Origin of the sequence: Pseudomonas sp. B23(2017), from assembly GCF_002113725.1 — a bacterium.
In the GTDB taxonomy this organism is placed as follows: domain Bacteria; phylum Pseudomonadota; class Gammaproteobacteria; order Pseudomonadales; family Pseudomonadaceae; genus Aquipseudomonas; species Aquipseudomonas putida_Z.
The window spans coordinates 254,750-268,789 of record NZ_NEJM01000006.1; the positions used below are offsets into that span (position 1 = coordinate 254,750).

The 14,040-nt window shown below is 62.8% G+C and carries 15 protein-coding genes and 1 tRNA gene; 13 read left to right on the forward strand and 3 right to left on the reverse strand.

All coding sequences use genetic code 11. From position 1 onward, the window contains the following. The first annotated feature begins 30 nt into the window (after positions 1-30). The 13 genes from acpP (at position 31) to CAG46_RS12910 (ending at position 11,085) form a co-directional block, all read left to right on the forward strand. Complete coding sequence (acpP, locus tag CAG46_RS12850) at positions 31-267, forward strand: acyl carrier protein (RefSeq protein ID WP_016715141.1); 237 nt, start codon at positions 31-33, stop codon at positions 265-267. Between the two features lie 188 nt (positions 268-455). After that, on the forward strand, positions 456-1,700 hold the full coding sequence (gene fabF, locus CAG46_RS12855) for a beta-ketoacyl-ACP synthase II (protein WP_025338216.1): 1,245 nt from the start codon (positions 456-458) through the stop codon (positions 1,698-1,700). Continuing rightward, positions 1,700-2,515: an aminodeoxychorismate lyase gene (gene pabC / locus CAG46_RS12860; protein ID WP_085618175.1), complete on the forward strand. Its 816-nt coding sequence runs from the start codon at positions 1,700-1,702 to the stop codon at positions 2,513-2,515. The genes fabF and pabC overlap by 1 nt, the downstream gene beginning before the upstream one ends. A gap of 4 nt (positions 2,516-2,519) precedes the next feature. Beyond that, positions 2,520-3,746 (forward strand): endolytic transglycosylase MltG, encoded by a 1,227-nt coding sequence (mltG, locus tag CAG46_RS12865; RefSeq protein WP_085618177.1) that lies wholly within the window; start codon positions 2,520-2,522, stop codon positions 3,744-3,746. A 9-nt stretch (positions 3,747-3,755) separates the two neighbouring features. After that, positions 3,756-4,388, forward strand: coding sequence for a dTMP kinase (gene tmk, locus CAG46_RS12870; RefSeq protein WP_085618179.1), 633 nt, complete (start codon positions 3,756-3,758; stop codon positions 4,386-4,388). Beyond that, positions 4,381-5,367: a DNA polymerase III subunit delta' gene (locus CAG46_RS12875; RefSeq protein WP_085618181.1), complete on the forward strand. Its 987-nt coding sequence runs from the start codon at positions 4,381-4,383 to the stop codon at positions 5,365-5,367. Before tmk ends, CAG46_RS12875 begins: the two co-directional genes overlap by 8 nt. Positions 5,368-5,397: 30 nt before the next feature. Beyond that, positions 5,398-6,180: a TatD family hydrolase gene (locus CAG46_RS12880; RefSeq protein WP_046616993.1), complete on the forward strand. Its 783-nt coding sequence runs from the start codon at positions 5,398-5,400 to the stop codon at positions 6,178-6,180. A 340-nt stretch (positions 6,181-6,520) separates the two neighbouring features. Continuing rightward, positions 6,521-6,898, forward strand: coding sequence for a hypothetical protein (locus tag CAG46_RS28755; protein ID WP_158090803.1), 378 nt, complete (start codon positions 6,521-6,523; stop codon positions 6,896-6,898). A 431-nt stretch (positions 6,899-7,329) separates the two neighbouring features. Continuing rightward, positions 7,330-7,965, forward strand: coding sequence for a TetR/AcrR family transcriptional regulator (locus tag CAG46_RS12890; RefSeq protein ID WP_003260720.1), 636 nt, complete (start codon positions 7,330-7,332; stop codon positions 7,963-7,965). A gap of 284 nt (positions 7,966-8,249) precedes the next feature. Beyond that, entirely contained in the window at positions 8,250-9,218 is a 969-nt protein-coding gene (locus tag CAG46_RS12895; RefSeq protein ID WP_085618183.1) for a GTP 3',8-cyclase MoaA, read from the forward strand. 66 nt (positions 9,219-9,284) lie between these two features. Continuing rightward, on the forward strand, positions 9,285-9,890 hold the full coding sequence (locus tag CAG46_RS12900; protein WP_013971585.1) for a DUF4823 domain-containing protein: 606 nt from the start codon (positions 9,285-9,287) through the stop codon (positions 9,888-9,890). 10 nt (positions 9,891-9,900) lie between these two features. Continuing rightward, positions 9,901-10,461 (forward strand): DUF1285 domain-containing protein, encoded by a 561-nt coding sequence (locus CAG46_RS12905; protein WP_023661447.1) that lies wholly within the window; start codon positions 9,901-9,903, stop codon positions 10,459-10,461. 207 nt (positions 10,462-10,668) lie between these two features. Further along, a complete protein-coding gene (locus tag CAG46_RS12910) occupies positions 10,669-11,085 on the forward strand; it encodes a cupin domain-containing protein (protein ID WP_075044140.1) in 417 nt (138 codons plus the stop codon). Here CAG46_RS12910 and CAG46_RS12915 read toward each other — a convergent pair. From CAG46_RS12915 to CAG46_RS12925, 3 genes are all read right to left on the reverse strand, one after another. Beyond that, entirely contained in the window at positions 11,058-12,344 is a 1,287-nt protein-coding gene (locus CAG46_RS12915; RefSeq protein WP_085618185.1) for a cytosine deaminase, read from the reverse strand. The two genes, CAG46_RS12910 and CAG46_RS12915, sit on opposite strands and share 28 nt — an antisense overlap. A 114-nt stretch (positions 12,345-12,458) precedes the next feature. After that, positions 12,459-12,534: transfer RNA gene (locus CAG46_RS12920), tRNA-Asn, on the reverse strand. Positions 12,535-12,596: 62 nt separating this feature from the next. After that, on the reverse strand, positions 12,597-13,793 hold the full coding sequence (locus CAG46_RS12925; RefSeq protein ID WP_085618187.1) for an amino acid aminotransferase: 1,197 nt from the start codon (positions 13,791-13,793) through the stop codon (positions 12,597-12,599). Positions 13,794-14,040 lie beyond the last annotated feature (247 nt).

The following is a 14,040-nucleotide window of genomic DNA, read 5'->3' on the forward strand; positions in this document are numbered from 1 at the left end:
GACATATATCCATTAGGAGTAAACCTAGGTATGAGCAACATCGAAGAACGCGTCAAGAAAATCGTCGCCGAGCAACTGGGCGTCAAGGAAGAGGAAGTGACTCTCGAGAAGTCCTTCGTCGATGACCTGGGTGCCGATTCGCTTGACACCGTTGAGCTGGTGATGGCTCTGGAAGAGGAATTCGAGACCGAAATCCCTGACGAAGAAGCCGAGAAGATCACTACCGTTCAAGCTGCTGTAGACTACGTCAAAGCCCACCAGGCCTAAGACGCTGTAGTCGACGCTTCTTGTCGGGAAAAACCGCACTGCCTTTGCCGGCGTGCGGTTTTTTCTTTGCGAGCACCCTGCGTTTTGCAGATCGGGCTCGTTCACCGGGTACCAAGAGCTTGTTGCCATTTCATTCCATTGCTTGAATGCAATGGCAAGAAACTCTGTCATTAGAAAAGGAGAGTACTGTGTCGCGTAGACGCGTCGTGGTCACCGGTATGGGTATGCTGTCGCCACTGGGTACTGATGTACCGAGCACCTGGCAGGGCATTCTGGCTGGCCGCAGTGGCATCGGTCCGATTGAACACACGGACCTGTCTGCCTACTCCACCCGTTTTGGCGGCTCGGTGAAAGGCTTCGAGGTCGAGCAATACCTGTCGGCCAAAGAGGCCCGCAAGCTCGACCTGTTCATCCAGTACGGCCTGGCGGCCGGGTTCCAGGCAGTGCGTAATGCCGGCCTGGAAGTCACCGACGCCAACCGCCAGCGTATTGGCGTGGCCATGGGCTCGGGTATCGGCGGCCTGACCAACATCGAAGAAACCAGCCGCACCCTGCACGATTCGGGGCCGCGTCGTATTTCGCCGTTCTTCGTGCCTGGCTCGATCATCAACATGATCTCCGGCTTCCTGTCGATCCACCTGGGGCTGCAAGGGCCGAACTACGCCATCGCCACCGCGTGCACCACTGGTACCCACTGCATCGGCATGGCCGCGCGCAACATCGCCTACGGTGAAGCCGACGTGATGATCGCCGGCGGCGCCGAAATGGCCGCCTGCGGCCTGGGCATGGGCGGCTTCGGTGCCTCCCGTGCACTGTCCACTCGCAACGACGAGCCGACCCGGGCCAGCCGCCCGTGGGACAAGGGCCGTGACGGCTTCGTGCTGTCCGACGGTGCCGGTGCCCTGGTGCTCGAAGAGCTGGAGCACGCCAAGGCCCGCGGCGCGACCATCTATGCCGAGCTGGTCGGCTTCGGCATGAGCGGTGACGCCTACCACATGACTTCGCCACCCGACACCGGCGAAGGCGCTGCCCGCTGCATGGCCAACGCCCTGCGTGATGCCGGCATCCAGCCGGAAGAGGTCAGCTACATCAACGCCCATGGCACCTCGACCCCTGCTGGCGACGTGGCCGAAGTGGCGGCGATCAAGCGCGTGTTCGGTGAGCATGCCTACAAGCTGGCGGTCAGCTCGACCAAGTCGATGACCGGCCACCTGCTGGGCGCCGCCGGTGCCGTGGAAGCGATCTTCAGCGTGCTGGCGATCAACAGCCAGATGGCTCCGCCCACCATCAACCTGGATGAGCCGGACGAAGGCTGTGACCTCGACTTCGTACCGCACCAGGCGCGCAGCATGCCGATCGATGTGGTGCTGTCCAACTCGTTCGGCTTTGGCGGCACCAACGGTTCGCTGGTATTCCGCCGGTTCGCCGATTGATGCAAAGCTGGATCGATGGCCAGCCGGCGGCTGCAGTCAACCTGCAGAACCGCGGCCTGGCCTACGGCGATGGGCTGTTCGAAACCATCGCCGTGCGCGGCGGCCGGCCCAGCCTGCTGGACGGCCACCTCGCACGCCTGGCGCTGGGCTGCCAGCGCCTGGCAATCAGTGCCGACCTGGCGCTGGTGCGCGACGAACTCCTGCGCTATGCCAGCCAGCTCGGCGATGGCGTAGCCAAACTCATCCTTACTCGTGGTGACAGCCAGCGCGGTTACGCACCGGTTGCCGGTGCCGCGCCGCGCCGTATTCTGCAGGGCAGCCCGTTGCCCAGCTATCCTGTCGAACATGCCGAGCACGGCGTGCGCCTGTTCCCGTGTCAGACCCGGCTTGGGGAACAACCACTGCTGGCAGGCCTCAAACACCTCAACCGCCTGGAGCAGGTGCTGGCCCGTGCCGAATGGCAGGACAGCGAACATGCCGAAGGCCTGATGCGTGATGGGCAGGGTAGGGTGATCGAAGGGGTGTACAGCAATCTGTTCCTGGTGCGCGATGGCGTGCTGTTCACGGCCGACCTCAGCCGCTGTGGCGTCGCTGGCGTGATGCGGGCCGCGTTGCTGGAACAAGCAGCGCTGCTGGGCATCCCGGTGCGGGTCTGCGACCTGCCGTTCGACGCGCTGGAGCAGGCAGATGAAGTATTTGTCTGCAACAGCGTCTACGGTGTCTGGCCCGTGCGTGGCGTTGCCGCGCTAAACTGGTCGCCGGGCCCGCTCACCCGTAAACTGCAGGCCGTTGCCCGTACGTTACTGGAAACCTGAATTCGTGAGACGTAAATTCCTGCTGCTGCTGGAAATGGGCTTGATCCTCGCCGGCCTTGCCGTGGGCTGGTCGGCCTGGAAGGTCAACTCGGTCCTGGAGCAGCCCCTGCACGTGACGCAGGAGCGCCTGCTCGACGTGCCCAATGGCACCACCCCCAATCGCATGTTCTATCGCATGCAGAACGAAGGGTTGCTCGACGACGCCGTCTGGTTGCGCCTGTACTGGCGCTTCAACATGGCCGGCATCCCGCTGCACACCGGCGAGTACCGCCTGACCCCCGGCATGACCGTGGAGCAGTTGTTCGATGCCTGGCGTCGGGCCGACGTGGTGCAGTACAACCTGACCCTGGTCGAAGGCTGGACCTTCCGCCAGGTGCGCTCGGCCGTGGCCAAGCATGAAAAGATCAAGCACACGCTGGATGGGCTGTCCGATTCGGAAGTGATGGACAAGCTCGGCCATACCGGTGTGTTCCCCGAGGGGCGCTTCTTCCCGGACACCTACCGCTTCGTGCGTGGCATGAGCGACGTCGAGTTGCTGCAGCAGGCCTATATGCGCCTGGACGAAGTGCTGGCCAAGGAGTGGGCCGAGCGCACCACCGACCTGCCATACCGTGACCCGTACCAGGCGCTGATCATGGCCTCGCTGGTAGAGAAGGAGACCGGCATTCCCCAGGAGCGCGGGCAGATCGCTGGCGTTTTCGTGCGGCGCCTGCGCCTGGGCATGATGCTGCAGACCGACCCTACCGTGATCTACGGCATGGGTGAGCGTTACAACGGCAAGATCACCCGCGCCGACCTGCGCGAGCCGACGCCTTACAACACCTACACCATCACCGGCCTGCCGCCGACCCCGATCGCCATGGTCGGTCGCGAAGCGATTCACGCGGCGCTCAACCCGTCCGATGGCACCAGCCTGTACTTCGTCGCCCGTGGCGATGGCAGCCACGTGTTTTCCGACGACCTCGACGACCACAACTCGGCGGTGCGCGAGTTCCAGCTCAAGCGCCGTGCGGACTACCGCTCCAGCCCCGCGCCGCAATCGCAGCCAGAGCCGCAGCCGCAGCCCCAACCACAACCCCAACCACAACCAAGTACCGACGAGGCCGAACAGCCCGAGGCGCCTGCCGACGAGTCTACCGCGCAGCCAGCGCCCGACCAGCCGCCTGTGCAGGACGCCCCTGCCGGCGGCGCGCAAGCGGCCGAACGGCCGATGCCTGACGAACAACATTAAGGACTGCCTGTGAGCGGCTTGTTTATTACTTTGGAAGGCCCCGAAGGCGCGGGCAAGAGCACCAACCGCGACTACCTGGCTGCGCGCCTGTGCGAGCAGGGCCTGGACGTGGTGCTGACCCGTGAGCCCGGCGGCACGCCGCTGGCCGAAAAGGTGCGCGAGCTGCTGCTGGCGCCCAGCGATGAAAGCATGGCGGCCGACACCGAACTGTTGCTGGTGTTCGCTGCGCGTGCCCAGCACCTGGCGCAGGTGATCCGGCCGGCGCTGGCCCGCGGGGCGGTTGTGTTGTGTGACAGGTTTACCGATGCCACTTACGCCTACCAGGGCGGCGGGCGCGGTTTGTCGGTCGAGCGGATAGCCACCCTGGAGCAGTTCGTTCAGGGCGACCTGCGCCCGGACCTGACCCTGGTCTTCGACCTGCCGGTCGAAGTGGGCCTGGCCCGCGCCGCCGCCCGTGGCCGCCTGGACCGTTTCGAGCAGGAAGGCCAGGCGTTCTTCGAAGCGGTGCGTCAGGCCTACCTGCAGCGCGCCAACCGCGAACCACAGCGCTATAGCCTGCTCGATGCCGCCCAGCCTCTGGAGGCCGTGCAGCGCGCCATTGATTCACTGCTGCCAGGCATCCTGGAGCGTTGCCGTGGCTGAGGCCTATCCCTGGCAGCAGGCCCTCTGGCAGCAACTGGCCGGCCGCAGCCGGCACGCTCACGCCTACCTGCTGCATGGGCCGCAGGGCATCGGCAAGCGGGCCCTGGCCGAGCGCCTGATGGCCCGCCTGCTGTGCCAGCAGCCCCAGGGCCTGGAGGCCTGTGGCGCGTGCAAGTCCTGCCTGTTGCTCAAGGCCGGTAGCCACCCGGACAACTTCGTCCTCGAGCCCGAAGAGGCCGACAAGCCGATCAAGGTCGATCAGGTGCGCGAGTTGGTGGCCTTCGTGGTGCAGACCGCGCAGTTGGGTGGGCGCAAGGTGGTACTGATCGAGCCGGTGGAAGCGATGAACGTCAACGCCTCCAACGCCCTGCTCAAAAGCCTCGAAGAACCCTCCGGCGACACCGTGTTGCTGCTGGTCACCCACCAGCCCAGCCGCCTGTTGCCGACCATCAAGAGCCGTTGCCAGCAGGTCGCCTGCCCGCAGCCCAGCCTGGCCCAGAGCCAGGCCTGGCTGGCCGGTGCGCTGCCCGACAGTGACGAGGCCGAGCGCGACGAGTTGCTGACCCTGGCTGCCGGTTCGCCGCTGATGGCGGTCAGCCTGCAGGCGCAAGGCGTGCGCGAGCAGCGCGCGCTGGTCACCGACGGGGTGAAGAAGCTGCTCAAGCAGCAGCAATCGCCCAGCCAGCTGGCCGATGCCTGGAACGGTGTGCCGCTGTTGCTGCTGTTCGACTGGTTCTGCGATTGGGCGCACCTGATCCTGCGCTACCAATTGACCCAGGACGAGGAGGGGCTAGGCTTGGCCGATATGCGCAAGGTGGTGCAGTACCTGGCGCAGAAGAGCCGCCAGGCCAAGGTGCTGGAGGTGCAGGCGTGGATCCTGGAGCAGCGCCAGAAGGTGCTGGGCAAGGCCAACCTCAACCGCGCCCTGCTGCTTGAATCGCTGCTGGCCCACTGGCTGCAGTTGCCGGGCGCCCGCTGATTTTCATTTTTTCATGTGTGTCGTTATCCCATGCTCGTAGATTCCCATTGCCATCTCGACCGTCTAGACCTGAGCGCCCACCAGGGCTCCCTCGATGCTGCCCTGCAGGCGGCGCGTGAGCGCGGGGTCGGGCATTTCCTGTGTATTGGCGTCAGTGCCGAGAATGCTGGTGCGGTGAAGGCGCTGAGCGAGCGCTACGCCGATGTCGATTGCTCGGTGGGCGTGCACCCGCTGGACCTGGCGCCGGGCGAAACGCCGGCGCTGGAATGGCTGTTGCGCGAGCTGGCTCACCCGCATGTGGTGGCGATTGGTGAAACCGGGCTGGATTACCACTACGAGCCGGAAGCAGCCGAGTTGCAGCAAGCCTCGTTCCGCCTGCACCTGGAGGCCTCGCGGCAGACCGGCAAGCCGGTGATCGTGCATACCCGTGCGGCGCGTGCCGATACCCTGGCGCTGCTGCGCGAGGCTAACCTGCCGCAGGCTGGCGTGCTGCACTGCTTCACCGAAGACTGGGACATGGCCAAGGCGGCGCTGGACCTGGGGTATTACATTTCGTTGTCTGGCATCGTTACCTTCCGCAATGCCGATGCCCTGCGTGAAGTGGCGCGGCAGGTGCCGGTCGATCGTTTGCTGGTGGAGACGGATTCGCCGTACCTGGCGCCGATCCCGCATCGGGGCAAGCCGAATTTGCCGCAGTACGTACGTGAGGTGGCGGAGTACGTGGCTTCGTTGCGCGGGGCCAGTTATGAGCAGTTGGCAGAACAGACCACTGCCAACTTCAAGCGCTTGTTCCCGTTGGCGCGGGTGGCCTGACAGCAACTCTTCATAATACAAAGCCTGAGCGCTCTTGCTCTTGCTTCAGCTTTTGCTTTTAAGCGCGCGATAGTTCAGGCGCCGCCGATTGCGACTTCAGGAGGCCGAGCGAAGGGATTGCGGAGGGAGGTGACGGGCATGGATGCCCGTCAAGCGCTGAGGCCCCATGGATGGGGCCTGCAGCGCGTCCTCCCGGGAGCAAGCCCGTAGCGAGGGGACCCCGGAGCGCAGCGCAGGGGCCGGATGATGGGAGCCGACGGTTTTTGGTTCCTTTTTGCCACGACAAAAAGGGACCCGCCGTAAGGGCGGAAAGGTGACTTTGCGCCACCATCGCGAATGAATGCCTACTCGATGTGAATGCCCGCATCCAAAAAGCAAAAAGCAAAAAGCAAAAAGCAAAAAGCAAAAAGCAAAAAGCAAAAAGCAAAAAGCAAAAAGCTTAAGCGACGGTTTTGATATGGCGAACAGTCCGTTTGCGATGGCGACGCTGACTCACCTTTTCGCCTTTACGGCGAGTCACTTTTTGCCAAACGCGGCAAAAAGTAACCAAAAAACGCTGCGCTCCCATCATCCGGCCCCTGCGCTGCGCTCCGGGGTTCCCTCACTCCGGCCTTGCTCCCGGGAGTACGCGCTGCAGGCCCCATCCATGGGGCCTCAGCGCTTGACGGGCATCCATGCCCGTCACCTCCCTCCGCAAGACCTGCGTTCGGCCTCCTGAAGTCGCGAAGATCAAGATCAAAAGCAAGATCAAAAGCCAGAGCAAGATCAAAAGCCAGAGCACGATCAAAAGCTCAGCACGAGCCTCGAGTGGGCGGCCCGTCACGTAAGCAAAAAAAACCCGGGTTCTGGGGGGGGAATCCGGGTTAAGACCATTAGGAGTAAAACAAAGGTACGCGGTCCCTGAGCACCTTTATCGGCGCGCCACTTGGGGGGGATGCGCCGCGCCAACACTTCAAGTATTGGTCAGCTTTGGCGCAGTGCCAGTGCATATTGATCGTTTTTTAAACAGATTTGGAATACGACAACGTTTCATTCCTCCCGCAGCGCATGGCCGTAAGCATCATGAAACACAGACATGCTAGGATGATCCGTGCAATTTCCCGCAAGTTAGGCATAATAAACCGCTTCGATTGTCATCCAGTCCTTCCTATGCAGAAAGAACCTCGTAAGGTCCGTGAGTTTCGCCGTCGCGAACAGGAAATCCTCGACACCGCGCTCAAACTGTTTCTCGAACAGGGTGAAGACAGCGTCACTGTCGAGATGATCGCTGACGCCGTGGGCATCGGCAAAGGCACGATCTACAAGCACTTCAAGTCCAAGGCGGAGATCTACCTGCGCCTGATGCTCGACTACGAGCGCGACCTGAACGCGCTGTTGCATTCGGCCGACGTCGATCGCGACAAGGAAGCCCTGTCGCGAGCCTACTTCGAGTTCCGCATGCGCGATCCGCAGCGTTACCGGCTGTTCGACCGCCTGGAAGAAAAGGTGGTCAAGGGCAACCAGGTACCGGAAATGGTCGAACAGCTGCACAGCATCCGTGCCTCCAACTTCGACCGCCTGACCCAGCTGATCAAGGGCCGTATCAGCGAAGGCAAGCTCGAAGACGTGCCGCCGTATTTCCATTATTGCGCCGCCTGGGCGCTGGTGCACGGCGCCGTGGCGCTGTACCACTCGCCGTTCTGGAGCAATGTGCTGGAGGACCAGGAAGGCTTCTTCCAGTTCCTGATGGACATTGGCGTGCGCATGGGCAACAAGCGCAAGCGCGATCCCGAACCTTCCAACTGAGATAGTGCAGGCTTTCCCTGAAGCCTGGCAGTCAGCGTTATTGGGGCCGCTTTGCGGCCATCGCAGGCAAGCCAGCTCCCACATTTACAGCGCAGATCTCAAGTGTTGCGCGATCCTGCGGGAGCTGGCTTGCCTGCGGTGGGCTGCTCAGCAGCCCCATGACTGACATGCCTGCTTCCACAACAGCACGGCGACACCGACAGCGGCAAAAAGGATAGGGCTTGCAAAAACCTGATTTATGAGTCAGGTTTTGCCAGCCCCCATCATCCATGCCGGAGTCATTCATGATCGTCGATCGTCAAGGCAGGCGTTTTCGCAACCTGCGCGTCAGCCTGACGGCTGCCTGTAATTATGCCTGCACCTACTGCGTGCCAGACGGCAAGCGCCTGGTGGCAGCCCAGGACGAACTGCCGGCGGATGCCCTGGCCCGTGGCGTGGCCTACCTGATCGAAGCCGCCGGCATCGAACGCTTGCGCATCACCGGCGGTGAGCCATTGGTCAGTCCGCGGCTGGATGCCTTCCTGGCCGCCGTGACCAAGCTTGATCTTGACGATATCTCGCTGACTACCAATGGCCAGCTGCTGACGCGCAAGTTGCCCCAGTTGCAGGCGGCAAGTATCCGCCGATTGAACGTTTCCCTAGACACCCTCGACCCACATGCCTTCCGCCGTATCGCCCGGGGCGGCGACCTGGCCAGCGTGCTGGCGGGTATGCAGCAGGCCAGCGCCATGGGCATGCAGATCAAGGTGAACATGGTGCCGATGCGCGGGCACAACCTCGATCAGGTGCTGCCGCTGCTGGATTACTGCCTTGAGCGTGGCTTCGAACTGCGCTTCATCGAGCTCATGCGCATGGGCCACCTGGCCCGTGACCACAATGCCTTCCTGCAGCAGTTCGTCGGCCTCGACCAACTGCTCGCACTGATCGCTGGCAAGCATGCCTACGTTCAGGTCGACGCGCCGCTGGATGCCACCGCCTTGCGTTATCAGGTACCCGGCAAAGGCCACTTTGGCGTGATCGCCAACGAAAGCGTACCGTTCTGCCGCACCTGTTCGCGGCTGCGCCTGTCCTCCACGGGCTGGCTGCACGGCTGCCTGTCGTCGGGCAATCGCCATTTCATCGGCGATCTGCTGGAAAAGCCGCGGCATCAGGCGCTGCCGGCCCTGCAGCGCTTGCTGGTCAAGGCCTTGGCAGACAAGCAGGACCTGGCGTTTTCCGGCGATGTGATGGTGATGAAGGTGATCGGTGGCTGAAGCTGGCGCAAAAGCTGCATCCGCCGGCTATTCGCCGGTTTTTCGTCGCCGGCCACTGGAGGAAAGATGCGTAGCCTGGTTTTGCTGCTGGCGCTGATGGCGCTGGGCGGTTGCATGAATGTCAGCGATATGGGCGAGGGCGTCCGTTACCACATGAGCGATGCCGGTCTGCTGGACCACAGCGATACCCGGCGCACTCTGTCGATCCGCCTGCAGCCCGATTCGTTCATCTTCATCGGCCAGGGCGCGTTCGTGCCCCCGGGCAAGGGGCCGGTGCCGCGGCAGAATGCGGTGGCCGAGCAGGCCTACAAGAGCTTCGTCGAGTATTTCCCGCTGGTACGCCGCGCCCAAGGGCCACTGGGCCTGGAAGAGGCCATCGCCCAGGCGCGTTCGGTGGGTGCCGACTACGTGCTGTACACCCGCTTCGCGCGCACCGACGACCGTATCGGCAATGGCGACGAGTGGTATGACGAACAAGCGGTGGACCGCCTGGGCTGGGACACCGGCGTGGTGCAGATGATGCTCATCGAAACCAGCACCCGCTACCTGATCGACACTGCGCGTATCAAGAGCCGTGGCGGTTTGTTGACGTTCCACGATAAAACCCCGGAGGATTTGCTTGGCGCGCCGATGCGCGAGTACGCTCGTAGCCTTCTGGGTGTGAGTGAATGAGGCAAGCGTGATGAGCGATTCCGGCAAGGCCAATGATCTACTGGCGCAGATTCCCAAGGCCAAGGGCCTGCCGCCGGTGCATCTGTGGAACCCGGATTTCTGCGGTGACATCGACATGCGCATCGCCCGTGATGGCACCTGGTACTACCTGGGTACGCCGATCGGTCGCAAGCCGATGGTGCGGCTGTTTTCCACCATCATCCGCCGCGATGGCGATGACTACTTCCTGATTACCCCGGTAGAGAAGGTGGGCATCCGCGTCGACGATGCGCCGTTCGTGGCCGTGGCGTTGGATGTGGAAGGTGAGGGTGAGCAGCAGGTGCTGCGCTTCACCAGCAATGTCGAGGACCAGGTCGAAGCCGGGCCGGCCAACCCGCTGCGCGTGGTGATCGACCCCGTCACGCAGGAGCCATCGCCGTATGTGCTGATGCGCAGCAATCTCGAGGCGCTGATTCATCGCAATGTGTTCTACCAGTTGGTAGAGCTGGCGGTGCCGCGTGAGATCGACGGGGAAGAGTGGCTTGGGGTCTGGAGCCACGGTGAGTTTTATCCGATCGGGCGTAGCAGCTGAGATATCTGGTGCCTGCACCGGCCTTTTCGCGGGCTCGCCCGCTCCCACAGGGTTTTCTACAGGCTTCAAGGGTGTGGGAGCGGGCAAGCCCGCGAAGAGGCCGGCACAGGCAATAATCGGCCTCTTGGTTTTTCCCCGAATTGGTCATTTGTCTCTCTGCCCCACAGGCCTAACCTGCAGGCAATTGCCATCCAGGAGAAGCCCCCCATGAAACCCTTCAGCATCATCCTTTTCGCCCTGTTCGCCGCTCAAACCCCTGCCTGGGCGCACGGCGACGCTGCCGACCAGGTCAAGGTCCTGCAGCAGCAACAACCCTCGAACGCCCCTGGCAAGAGCGCCGTGATGCTCACCGTCAGCTACGCCCCCGGCCAGGCATCACCCGCGCATCAGCACCCGGGCGCAGTGATGGCCTACGTGCTGGAAGGGGCAGTGGTATCGAAGCTCGATAACGAGCCGGAGAAAACCTACAAGGCCGGTGAATACTGGTACGAAGCCCCGGGTACCGTGCACAGCGTGTCACGCAACGCCAGTCAGAAGCAGTCAGCCAAGTTGCTGGTCTGGAGCCTGGTGGATGAAGGCAGTGCGGTCACATTGCCCTATCCGGCAGCAGGCTCGGAGCGCTGAGCCTGCCCCAGCCGGGTTGTCACTTCCTGCATCAGGTTCGGGTCCAGTACCTGGCAAGGCGCGACCTGCGCGTTGCTGGTGTAGAACGGCGGCAGATTTTGCGCCAGTCGAGCAACGTCCTTGGCAGTGCAGCCTGTTGGCAGCAACACATATTGCAGGCTTGAGGGGAAGGACGGCGCGGTGTGCCGTTCCAGGGTGGAACCATAGGCGCCGAGGGTCATGACCGCCTCGCTGCCGGCCGGGTCCGGAAAACGGAGCAGGACGAATGTGCAGTAACGGGGGTGGGTGAGATGCTGGTGTGCTTCGTCGCGGACCTGTGGGTCGTCATGGTTCATCAGGTTCCAGCGTAACGCGGCGTAGCTGCGAGTGGTCTCCATGAACGCAGTGCGAATGGGGGAGCGCGTTTCGTCACCGCCCAGGCAGGCCAGCAGATTGCCGAATGGGTCCAGCAAGGCTACGGCGTTGCACGTATCTGCCGCGAGAGCTGTGTCGACCAATGGCTCGGCCAGTTCGATGCCGGGCAGGCGAGGGTCTGCACTTTTGATGCGCAGGCTCCATGGGCTCAAGCCCGCCAGGGCCTGGCGTACCAAGCTCCGGCTGGGTAGGGCGATCGGGTCTTTCAGGGCAGAGGGCGGCAAGCCGGCGTTGCTGCTTTCGTCGTGCACGTGGTTCACGCTGGCTTCGAACAACGAACGGGTAAGGCACATCGTTGCGGCATCGATGCGTTCGCCGGCGTAGATCGGCCCTTGCGTCGGCCCGACATAGTCGCGATCAAAAGGGCTGCCGACAGCATAGTAGCCCCATGTGGCTTGCACGCGCAGACGAAGGGCGGCCGGCAGGCCGGGGAATTCGAAGCGGCCGTCATGATTGATGCCGGCAAAGGTGTCGAGCGCACTTACCGCAACATTGAAGCCGGCAGTCAGCAGGGCACCTGCGCACATGGCGCAGGGGTCGAGCGTGGTGATGACGGTCAGTTCATGCGCGGGGGGTAGGGCAAGGCGCTGCTGGTTGTCGAAATACCAGTCGACCAGCCGGCGCTCACCATGCCCCGTTGGGTCGTGAAGCCTGAATGCGGGTTGCGCCTGGCTGGCAGAGGGCTCCAGCACGCGGTTGTGCAGGGCGACCAGTACCTTGCCAGTGGCATTTTCGATGATGCAGCCACCCACGGCGAACGTTGCTTGTCGGCTAGCCAGGAGGGCCTGGTTGGCGGCGATTGCTACCGCTTGCTGAGCGTTCTGGGTGAAATCGTTGGCTTTCATGCTTGCCTGTGCTCGTCGAGGGATCTCGGACGATACAGCAGCCGTGCACTGGCATGAGGGGATAAGTGCAACAAAAAACCTCCAGTGCTTGCGCATCTGGAGGTTTTCAATGTTTGGCTCCGCGACCTGGACTCGAACCAGGGACCCAATGATTAACAGTCATTTGCTCTACCGACTGAGCTATCGCGGAATCTGTGCGTATCTTACTGATTGCCTAGGGGAAGTCAAGCCACCCCTAGGCAAAACAATGAGTTACAGCACCTGCACGATAGCTTTGGTCACCACGTGGATGTTGCTCTGGTTCAGCGCGGCCACGGCGATGCGGCCGGTGTCCAGCGCATAGATGCCGAACTCGTTCTTCAGGCGGGCGACCTGTTCGACGGTCAGGCCCGAGTACGAGAACATGCCAACCTGGCGGCCAACGAAGCTGAAGTCGCGGTTGGCGCCATATTCGGCCAGCAGCGAAACCATCTGCTTGCGCATGCCGTGGATGCGCTCGCGCATTTCGGCCAGCTCGGTTTCCCACATCTGGCGCAGTTCGGCGCTGTTAAGCACGGTGGCAACGATGGTCGCACCGTGGGTCGGCGGGTTGGAGTAGGTGGTGCGGATCACGCGCTTGACCTGCGACAGCACGCGGGTGCTTTCGTCCTTGGAGGCGGTGACGATCGACAGCGCACCGACGCGCTCGCCGTACAGCGAGAACGACTTGGAGAACGAGCTGGACACGAAGAACTCCAGGCCCGACTCGGCGAACAGGCGCACGGCGAAGGCGTCTTCGGCGATGCCGTCACCGAAGCCCTGGTAGGCCATGTCGAGGAACGGCACGTGGCCCTTGGCCTTGACCACTTCCAGGACGTTTTTCCAGTCGTCCAGGCTCAGGTCGACGCCAGTCGGGTTGTGGCAGCAGGCGTGCAGCACCACGATCGAGCCGGACGGCAGGTTGTTCAGGTCTTCGAGCATGCCGGCGCGGTTGACGTCGTTGGTCGGCGCGTCGTAGTAGCGGTAGTTCTGCACCGGGAAGCCGGCCGATTCGAACAGCGCGCGGTGGTTTTCCCAGCTCGGGTCGCTGATGGCAACCACGGCGTCAGGCGACACACGCTTGAGGAAGTCGGCACCAATCTTCAGCGCGCCGGTACCGCCAACGGCTTGCACGGTAACCACGCGGCCGGCGGCCAGCAGTGGCGACTCGGCGCCGAACAGCAGCTTTTGTACAGCCTGGTCGTAGGTGGCGATGCCGTCGATCGGCAGGTAGCCGCGCGAGGCGTGCTGGGCGGCACGCTGGGTCTCGGCTTCGATCACGGCGCGCAGCAGCGGAATGCGGCCTTCCTCATTGCAGTACACGCCCACGCCCAGGTTGACCTTGTCGGTACGTGGGTCGGCGTTGAATGCTTCGTTGAGGCCCAGAATAGGGTCGCGGGGTGCCAGCTCGACAGCGGAAAACAGGCTCATTGTTACCTTGGCTCTGATTGGAGTGTGATAGGACGTACACGCTCCAGCCCGAATGCACTGAAGCGGTGCACAAACGGGGAGTCAGTATAGTGATACCGACCGGTCACCGCGACAGTCCGGCATCGCTTTTCCGGTCATTTGCGCAAATATTTTTCGACCATTGGTCTAATTGCCGGGTCCACCGTAACAAGCGCTCACAGCTGTGCCTTGAAAGCGCCCCCCGGCGGGCGCATTTGGGTATAGACTA

Excerpts from the sequence above, each read along its gene's own strand:
- acpP (WP_016715141.1), top strand. The coding sequence starts at position 31 with ATGAGCAACATCGAAGAACGCGTCAAGAAAATCGTCGCCGAGCAACTG.
- pabC (WP_085618175.1), top strand. The coding sequence starts at position 1,700 with ATGCAAAGCTGGATCGATGGCCAGCCGGCGGCTGCAGTCAACCTGCAG.
- CAG46_RS12880 (WP_046616993.1), top strand. The coding sequence starts at position 5,398 with ATGCTCGTAGATTCCCATTGCCATCTCGACCGTCTAGACCTGAGCGCC.
- CAG46_RS28755 (WP_158090803.1), top strand. The coding sequence starts at position 6,521 with ATGCCTACTCGATGTGAATGCCCGCATCCAAAAAGCAAAAAGCAAAAA.
- CAG46_RS12890 (WP_003260720.1), top strand. The coding sequence starts at position 7,330 with ATGCAGAAAGAACCTCGTAAGGTCCGTGAGTTTCGCCGTCGCGAACAG.
- CAG46_RS12895 (WP_085618183.1), top strand. The coding sequence starts at position 8,250 with ATGATCGTCGATCGTCAAGGCAGGCGTTTTCGCAACCTGCGCGTCAGC.
- CAG46_RS12900 (WP_013971585.1), top strand. The coding sequence starts at position 9,285 with ATGCGTAGCCTGGTTTTGCTGCTGGCGCTGATGGCGCTGGGCGGTTGC.
- CAG46_RS12905 (WP_023661447.1), top strand. The coding sequence starts at position 9,901 with ATGAGCGATTCCGGCAAGGCCAATGATCTACTGGCGCAGATTCCCAAG.
- CAG46_RS12910 (WP_075044140.1), top strand. The coding sequence starts at position 10,669 with ATGAAACCCTTCAGCATCATCCTTTTCGCCCTGTTCGCCGCTCAAACC.
- CAG46_RS12915 (WP_085618185.1), bottom strand. The coding sequence starts at position 12,344 with ATGAAAGCCAACGATTTCACCCAGAACGCTCAGCAAGCGGTAGCAATC.
- CAG46_RS12925 (WP_085618187.1), bottom strand. The coding sequence starts at position 13,793 with ATGAGCCTGTTTTCCGCTGTCGAGCTGGCACCCCGCGACCCTATTCTG.